The organism is Pseudomonas sp. C1C7, assembly GCF_013359595.1.
Lineage (GTDB): Bacteria > Pseudomonadota > Gammaproteobacteria > Pseudomonadales > Pseudomonadaceae > Aquipseudomonas.
Genome location: NZ_JABFMP010000054.1, coordinates 24654 through 33634 on the forward strand (window position 1 = coordinate 24654; position 8981 = coordinate 33634).

The following is an 8981-nucleotide window of genomic DNA, read 5'->3' on the forward strand; positions in this document are numbered from 1 at the left end:
TGCGATGAGTACCCAAGATAAACGCATCCGCGAGTTCGCCTATCAGATCTGGGAGTCCGAAGGCAAACCCGAAGGCCAGGAAGCCCGCCACTGGGAGATGGCCAGCAAACTGGCCGAAGCCGAAGCCCTGGCACCGAAAAAGGCGCCCAAGGCGACGGGCAGCAAGACCCCGGCCAGCAAACCCGCCGCGGGCGCCAAGACGCTCAATGGCAAGGCTGCTGAGCCGAAGGCCAAGACCACCAAGGCCAAGCCCGCCGCTGCGGCATCGGTGATTGCGCCAGGGGAAAAGGCCGCCGAGAAAAAGCCTCGCGCCCCGCGTAAACCGCCCGCGGCCTGATGCTGTAACCGATTGAACTGATTGATTTGAGTGGCGAGTGCGCTCGCCACCGGCATTGCTCGCCCTCGAAAAACGCAGCGCCGCATTCCCTGTAGCCGCAGCCTTCGGCAGCGGCTACACGGATCGCGTAAAGGCTTATTTCTCGCTAGTTGCAGGAGCACCTATGACCCGCCCCAAAAAAGACACCCCGGCACCCCACGAGCCTTCGCGCATCCGCGAAGGCCTGCCCTTCCCGTTGGGCGCGACCTGGGACGGTCTGGGGGTCAACTTCGCCCTGTTTTCCGCCAATGCCACCAAGGTCGAGCTGTGCATCTTCGACGATGCCGGCGAAGTCGAGCTCGAACGCATCGAATTGCCGGAATACACCGACGAGATCTACCACGGTTACCTGCCGGACGCTCATCCGGGGCTGATCTACGGCTATCGGGTGTACGGTCCGTACGACCCGGCCAACGGTCATCGTTTCAACCACAACAAACTGCTCATCGACCCCTATGCCAAGCAACTGGTGGGCAAGCTGAAGTGGTCGGAGGCGCTGTTCGGTTACACCATCGGCCATCCCGACGCCGACCTCAGTTTCGATGAGCGCGACAGCGCGCCCTTCGTGCCCAAGTGCAAGGTGATCGACCCGGCGCACACCTGGGGCCACGACCATCGGGTCAGCGTGCCGTGGGACAAGACCGTCATTTATGAAACCCATGTGCGCGGTTTCACCATGCGCCACCCTGCGGTACCCGAGAACGTGCGCGGCACCTTCGCCGGGTTGATGGTCGACGATGTGATCGAGCACATCCGCAAACTCGGCGTGTCCACAGTGGAGCTACTGCCGATCCATGCCTTCGTCAACGACCAGCACCTGCTGCACAAGGGCATGACCAACTACTGGGGCTACAACAGCATCGCCTTCTTCGCCCCCGACCCGCGATACCTGGCCAGCGGCAAGATCGCCGAGTTCAAGGAAATGGTCGCGCACCTGCACGAGGCCAATCTGGAAGTGATCCTCGACGTGGTCTACAACCACACCGCCGAGGGCAACGAACAGGGGCCGACCCTGTCCATGCGCGGCATCGACAACGCTTCGTACTACCGCCTGATGCCGGACGACAAGCGCTTCTACATCAACGATTCCGGCACCGGCAACACCCTGGACCTGAGTCATCCGTGCGTGCTGCAGATGGTCACCGACTCCTTGCGTTACTGGGCTTCGGAGATGCATGTCGACGGTTTCCGTTTCGATCTGGCGACGATTCTCGGGCGTTATCACGATGGCTTCGATGAGCGTCACAGCTTCCTCGTGGCGTGCCGTCAGGACCCGGTGCTGCGGCAGGTGAAGATGATCGCCGAGCCCTGGGACTGTGGCCCCGGCGGTTATCAGGTCGGTGGCTTTCCGCCGGGCTGGGTGGAATGGAACGACAAGTTCCGCGACACAGTGCGCGCCTTCTGGAAAGGCGACGATGGCCAGCTGGCGGACTTCGCCAGCCGCATGACGGCGTCGGGCGAGATGTTCAACCAGCGCGGTCGGCGGCCTTATTCATCGGTGAACTTCGTCACCGCCCACGACGGTTTCACCCTCAACGATCTGGTGTCGTACAACGACAAGCACAACGAGGCCAACGACGAGAACAACCAGGACGGCAGCAACAACAATCTGTCCTGGAACCACGGCGTCGAAGGTCCCACCGACGATCCCGAGATCAATGCCCTGCGCCACCGGCAGATGCGCAATTTCTTCGCCACCCTGCTGCTGGCCCAGGGCACGCCGATGCTGGTGGCCGGCGACGAATTCGCCCGCACCCAGGACGGCAACAACAACGCCTATTGTCAGGACAGCGAGATCGGTTGGGTCAATTGGGACCTGAGCGAAGACGGCAAGTCGCTGCTCAAGTTCGTCAAACGCCTGATCAAGTTGCGCCTGACCTACCCGATCCTGCGTCGCGGGCGCTTTCTGGTGGGCAATTACAACGAGGACATCGGCGTCAAGGACGTGACCTGGCTGGCGGCGGACGGCAGCGAGATGACCACCGAACACTGGCACGACGCGCACAATCGCTGCATGGGCATGCTGCTGGACGGTCGCGCCCAGGAAACCGGCATCCGCCGCAAAGGGGGCGATGCCACGCTGTTGCTGGTGGTCAATGCACATCACGACATCGTCAACTTCAAGCTGCCCGAAGTGCCGGATGGCGGGTTCTGGACGTGCATGATCGACACCAACCAGCCGTCGATTCGCGGGCAGGAGCGGTTTGAGTTTGGGCATGAGTATTCGGTCACAGGCCGATCATTGCTGCTGTTCGAACTGCAGCACGAAGAAGAGGAGTAGACAGGCCGTTGTAGCAGCTGGCGAAGCCCGCGTCCGGCTGCGCAGCAGTCGCCAACCCAGACACTGCGGTCTGTCAGATAGATCGAGTGCACAGGTTTTACGACTGCTGCGCAGCCGGACGCAGGCTGCTACAGGGACCGCGGGGTACAAGCATCGACCGCTCGGAACATCGGCGCGACGAAAATCGTTACATGAGCAATACTCTGCACGCAGCGGTTCCAGGGTTCGGAACGCGGCAAAATGCTATCAACGACAACAAGGACGTCACCATGAAACCGGTCTCTCAGCTCGATAACAGCGCGGCGGCGCAGATCTGGAACAGCGCCCCGCAGCTGGACAACGTCCCGGTCATCAACCCCCAGACGCTGGTTCCGCCTGGCGCCCGCGCCGTGGTCATCGCCCCGCATCCGGGCGATGAAGTGGTCACCTGCGGCGGCCTGCTGCAGTTGCTCAGCACCCTGGGTCATCCCTTTCAATTGATCTCCGTGACCGACGGCAGCGCCAGCCATCCGGGCTCGCGGCAATGGTCGGAGAAACGTCTGAGCGTGTTTCGCGGTCAGGAGAGTGTCGAAGCCTTGCGTCGGCTGGGTTTGCCGATGCACAGCCTGAAGTGGATTCGCGGCGGTTTCGCCGACAATGCCCTGGCCGAACATGAAGTGGAACTGACCCGTTTCATCGCCCGCTATCTGCGCCCGGGCGATGTGGTGTTCAGCACCTGGTCCCAGGACGGCAACAGCGACCACGAGGCGGTCGGCCGCGCCAGCGCCAACGCCGCGACCATCGCCGGCGCCGACTTCAACGAAGTGCCGGTCTGGGCCTGGCACTGGCCGACCCGCGACAGCGGCATGATCCCCTGGCACCGAGCCCGCAAGATTCGCCTGGACACCTGGACCGTCGCCCGCAAAAGCCACGCGACCCACGCCTATGCCAGCCAACTCGACGGCGACCCCGCCATCGGCATCGCCCCCCTGATCCCCCGGGTCCTGCTCGACCGGATGCGCCTGCCCTATGAAATCGTTTTCGTCTGACACGCACTCAAGACAGGCAACATTCCTATGTAGGAGCTGTCGAGTGCAACGAGGCTGCGATCTTTTGATCTTGAAAAATCAAAGTCAAAAGATCGCAGCCTTCGGCAGCTCCTACAGTGATCGCGCCAGCAGCAAAATGAACTGCCCGCCCCGCCATGAGTCGCATACTTAGACATGCCTTGATCCAGAGGAGCGAACGTGACCAGCCATTCCGAGTCGCAGCCGATTAAGTCACTCAACAGCCCGTCGACCATCCATCGTCTGCGCGTCCTGACGGTCAACACCCACAAGGGTTTTACCGCCTTCAACCGGCGCTTCATCCTGCCGGAACTGCGTGAAGCGGTGCGCAGTACCTCGGCCGATCTGGTGTTTCTGCAGGAGGTGGTCGGTGAACACGAAGGCCATTCCACGCGCCTGAACAACTGGCCGGCGATCTCGCAATACGAATTCCTCGCCGACAGCATGTGGAGTGACTTCGCCTACGGGCGCAACGCCGTGTACCCCGATGGCCACCACGGCAATGCGCTGCTGTCCAAATACCCGATCCGCGAATACCGCAACCTCGACGTGTCCATCACCGGTCCCGAGCGCCGTGGGCTGTTGCACTGTGTACTGGACGTCCCCGGCCACCGCGAGGTGCATGCGATCTGCGTTCACCTGAGCCTGCTGGAGAGCCATCGCCAGCTGCAATTGCAGTTGCTCTGCCAACTGCTCGAATCCCTCCCCGACCAGGCGCCGGTGATCATCGCCGGCGACTTCAACGACTGGCAGTTGCAAGGCAACGCCGCCCTCGCCCGACGCGACTACCTGCACGAAGCCTTCGAGCGCCACCACGGCCGCCCGGCCAAAACCTACCCCGCCCGCTTCCCGCTGCTGCGCCTGGACCGCGTCTACCTGCGCAACGCCACCAGCCACGAACCCAGAATCCTCGGCACGAAACCCTGGACCCATCTCTCGGACCACCTGCCCCTGGCGGTGGAAGTCCATCTCTGAACCGCTCAAAAACCCGATTTGATTGCCGGCTGAATCGTTTTACCTGTTACTTCTGACAGTAGATGCAGCAAAAAACTGCTGATACGTTGCTCTCGTCCCTGACCTGTCCCCATGGACGTGCAACTCACAGCGGCCGTTGTTGCTGAAGGTTTTCGATTTCGGGTGAGTGCCTTACCGGTGCTGTCTCGCAACTTGTGCTGCCAAGGACGACTGATGCCTTGTCATTTTTGACACGGGGCCATTCAGTCGCTGACCACAAGCGGAGACGAGCATGAAGTTACCCAGTGATCTGCCCAAGTACCGTTTCAGCGCCTGCGCCGTTTCAATCTGGTTGTGCATGGGCTGGTCCCCTTCCCTGCAGGCGGCCTGCACCTTCGCCCCCACCGCCGGTAACGACAGTCATGTCTGCGACAGTGGCAGCAGCGGGCCGCTGACCGATTTGGCGGGCAACAACACCTTGAGTTTTCCAGCCAATGGCACGGGCGTGATCAATGGCAATGTCACGTTCGGCATCGGCAATGACATCGTCACCATGGATTCCGGGCAAATCGTCGGATCGCTCATTCAGGGCGACGGCGCCGACCGGCTGACCATCAGCGCTGGACAAATCACCGGTGCAGTCGATCAAGGTAATGGGATCGATAATTTCACCATGACTGGCGGTGTCATTCAGTCGCTGGCCCAAGGTGACAGCCGCGACTTTTTCCTCATGACCGGCGGGCGCATCATCGGCGCCTTCGAGGACGGCGACAGCGCCACCATGACCGGCGGCCGCATCGGTCGGGTCGATATGAAGCTCGATAACAACCTGTACAACATGTCCGGCGGCATCATCGATGGCAACCTTGTGACAGGCTTCGGCCGCGACACCATCATCCTCTCCGGCGGCACCATCGGCGGTTTCATCAGCGTCAGCGGCGGCGACGACAGCGTGACCATTACCGGCGGCGAGGTGTTCGGCGAGATCCGCACCAGCGCCGGCAATGACACCTTTGTCTGGGACGGTGGCGGCATCCTGCATTCGCGGGTGCTGCTCGAAGGCGACAACGACACCGCAACCCTGCGCAACCTCAGCGAAGCCACCCTCGCCCAGACTCCGACCATCGATGGCGGCACCGGCATCGACGTACTGACCTTCGACAAGACCAGCACCTCGGTGCCCGGCCGCTATGTCAACTTCGAAACCGTCAACCTCAACAACGGCTCGCAACTGGATCTGGGCACCGGCAGTTTCGTGCTGGGCGACACCGGCACCGGAACCGGCGTGTTCAACGTCGACGGCAGCAGCATCCTGACCGCGGAGCAAGGCAGCATCGGCTCCGCCACCGCCGGCCAGCTCGCCACCTTGAACAACGCCGGGATCATCGACCTGAGCACCGGTAACAACCGCACCAGTGACGCCCTGACCGTGCAAGGCAACTACGCCGGCAACGGCGGCCAGTTGCGCGTGCAAAGCGTGCTCGGCGATGACAGTTCGCCCAGTGACAAACTGGTGGTCAACAACGGCACCCTGACCGGCACCACCACCATCGACGTCACCAACCTCAACGGCGCCGGCGCCGCCACCCTGCAAAACGGCATTCAGGTGGTCCAAGCCCAGGGCTCGGCCATCAGTGACGCCAGCGCGTTCACCCTTAAGGCGCCATTGTCGGTGGGCGCCTACGACTACGTGCTGTACAAGGGCGGCGTCACGCCCGGCAGCGAAAACAGCTGGTACCTGCGCTCGTCCGTGGTCGCGCCGCCGCTGGTAGAGGTGGTGGTGGCCAACCCGGATCCGGCGTTGCCACCAGAGGTGGTGCTGGTGCCTTTGGTGGCAGCGCCGGTCGCCGCTGCCGGCAGCCCGCCCTTGCCGACGCCGCAACCCGGCGCCGCGCCGATCCCCCTGTATCGCCAGGAAGTCCCCAACTGGTCAGCCCTGCCGCCAGCCGCCGGGGTGCTTGCGATGAACGCCCTCGGCACCTTCCACGAGCGCCAGGGCGATCAACGCCTGCTGACCGAAAAAGGCGCGTTCGGCGCCGGCTGGGGTCGCGTCTACGGCAAGAACTTCGACCAGACCTGGGCCGGCACCGTCACGCCGAAACTCGACGGCACGATCAAGGGCTTCCAGGTCGGCAACGATCTCTACAGCTCGGAAACCGCCGGCGGCCAGACCCAGCGCAGTGGCCTCTTCGTCGGCCACACGCGCCTGAAGGGCGATGTCGATGGTTTCAACGAAGGCTTCGAGGACAAGCGCGCGGGCAAGGTCGAACTGGAAGGCGACCATCTGGGCGCCTACTGGACCCTGACCGATCCCGCTGGCTGGTACTTCGACACGGTGGCGATGTACACCTGGCTGGACGGTGACAGCCACTCCGGTCGCGGCCTGAAAATCGATAACAAGGGCCACGTGGTCACCCTCTCGGCCGAGGGCGGGTATCAGTTCCCGCTGGCAAGAGACTGGGTGATCGAACCACAGGCGCAAATCATTCATCAGCAGGTCAAGCTCGACAGCCAGGACGACGGCATCTCCCGGGTGTCGTTCGATTCCGATCCGGCCTGGACCGGTCGCCTCGGCGCGCGTCTCAAGGGGCGCTATACCCTCGCCGGCCTGCCGGCCGAACCCTATGTGCGGGCCAATCTGTGGCACACCTTTACCGGCACCGACACGGTCACTTTCGCCAGCAGCACCGATATCGACACCGAGCAACGCGCGTCGTGGGCCGATGTGGGTGTCGGGGTGAACCTGAGTGTCGCGCGCAACGTCAGCGTCTACGCCAATCTCGACTACAGCAGCAATATCGACAGCAATCAGCAGCGCGCAACGGCGGGAAACCTGGGGGTGCGGATCAGTTGGTGATACCGAGCAATGGCTCTAGTTCGCGACTTTTTTGACTATTTTTCCAACAAACAAGCACTTAGAGAGACGCCATAAATCAGTCACTTACAAACCCTAAAATAGCAATACCGCTTATCGGCCATTTTCTTGACGCAGGGTTGGGGGTCCTCTTGACTTCAGGTTACTACCCCCGGAAGTAACTATCAGGGGCAAGCCCCCGGACACCTGCGCAAGCGGGCGGCCCCCGGCTTGCCCCTCTCCATTCGGTCGCCCCTCGCTCGGGGTAGGAGAGACGCCAAGGCAAGTACGGCACGCGTTGCAAGGTAGCCCCACGATGAAAACTTCCCTCACTCAACAAGAGATCAAAATCACTTTTTGCACTGTCTCGAGCTCTCTCCTGCTGTGCTCCACCCTGGAAGTCCAGGCCTCGGCGGTCGAGGACGACACCACGCCCTGGTACAGCCAGAACGTCTCGATGCTGACCTTGCCCACGCTTGCTACCACGTACTCCGGCCATTTCGGCCCTGCCCCACGAAGTAGTCATTTCACCACCGAGGATGCGACGCCCGCTGCCTGGGATCAGGTCTACGGCCAGGCCGCGCGCCAGGCGCAGACCGACGCGCTCGCCCAGGGCTTCACCAGCTTCGGCTCAGCGGAAACCAAAGGCCCGGCGATCCTGACGCTGCAGAGCAACAGCGGCCATACCCAGCGCATCGGCCTGATTGGCGGCACCCGCCAGATCCAGGCCAACGGCAACGGCCCGCTGATCAACCGCGCGATGTCCGACCCCAACAGCGACACCCTCAACCTGCAAGGCCAGAGCCTGGGGGCCTACTACAGCCTGACCGGGCCACAGGGCTGGCACGTCGACCTGTCCGCCAGCGGCGGTCGCGTCAACGGCTTCAGTCGCAACCAACAGGGCGCACGGCAAGCCACCGAAGGCAGCGCGGTGACGCTGTCGGTCGAAGGCGGTTTTCCGATTGGCATCAGCGAGAACTGGGTGGTCGAACCCCAGGCGCAGTTGATCAATCAGCGGATCACGCTGGACACGCCCTACGCGGGCTCCGGCAATGCCTCGTCCACCGACCTGACGTCGTGGAGCGGCCGGGTCGGCGCGAAATTGAAAGGGAGCTACGACATCAACGGCCTGCCCGTCGAACCCTATGTGCGGACCAACTTGTGGCACACGGTCTACACCGGCAATACGGTGACGCTGGATCAGGTCGACAAGATCAGCAGCAGTCGCAACTCATCGACCGTGGAACTGGGATTGGGACTGGTTGCGCGGGTGACGCCGGTGGTGAGTCTGTATGTCAGTGCCGATTACAGCAGTGATGTGGATGACAATGATTTGAACGGGTTGATCGGCAGCCTGGGGGTGCGGATGCGGTGGTGAGGAAAACCGGATCCCCAATGTAGGAGCTGCCGCAGGCTGCGATCTTTTGATTTTGATTTGAAAAACGAGATCAAAAGATCGCAGCCTGCGGC

6 protein-coding genes are annotated in these 8981 nt (G+C 62.4%); all 6 read left to right on the forward strand.

The window, feature by feature from the left end; all coding sequences use genetic code 11:
- Positions 1–4: 4 nt before the first annotated feature.
- The 6 genes from HNO86_RS28100 to HNO86_RS28125 all read left to right on the forward strand — a co-directional run bounded on the left by HNO86_RS28100 (position 5) and on the right by HNO86_RS28125 (position 8889).
- Positions 5–337 (forward strand): DUF2934 domain-containing protein, encoded by a 333-nt coding sequence (locus tag HNO86_RS28100; protein WP_175380191.1) that lies wholly within the window; start codon positions 5–7, stop codon positions 335–337.
- 163 nt (positions 338–500) lie between these two features.
- Positions 501–2657, forward strand: a complete 2157-nt coding sequence (gene glgX / locus HNO86_RS28105) for a glycogen debranching protein GlgX (RefSeq protein ID WP_175380192.1) — start codon at positions 501–503, stop codon at positions 2655–2657.
- 269 nt (positions 2658–2926) lie between these two features.
- Positions 2927–3685 (forward strand): PIG-L deacetylase family protein, encoded by a 759-nt coding sequence (locus HNO86_RS28110; protein WP_175380193.1) that lies wholly within the window; start codon positions 2927–2929, stop codon positions 3683–3685.
- Between the two features lie 198 nt (positions 3686–3883).
- Positions 3884–4678, forward strand: a complete 795-nt coding sequence (locus HNO86_RS28115; RefSeq protein ID WP_175380194.1) for an endonuclease/exonuclease/phosphatase family protein — start codon at positions 3884–3886, stop codon at positions 4676–4678.
- A 271-nt stretch (positions 4679–4949) separates the two neighbouring features.
- On the forward strand, positions 4950–7514 hold the full coding sequence (locus tag HNO86_RS28120) for an autotransporter outer membrane beta-barrel domain-containing protein (RefSeq protein WP_175380195.1): 2565 nt from the start codon (positions 4950–4952) through the stop codon (positions 7512–7514).
- Positions 7515–7827: 313 nt separating this feature from the next.
- Positions 7828–8889, forward strand: coding sequence for an autotransporter outer membrane beta-barrel domain-containing protein (locus tag HNO86_RS28125; protein WP_175380196.1), 1062 nt, complete (start codon positions 7828–7830; stop codon positions 8887–8889).
- The last annotated feature ends 92 nt before the right edge of the window (positions 8890–8981 follow it).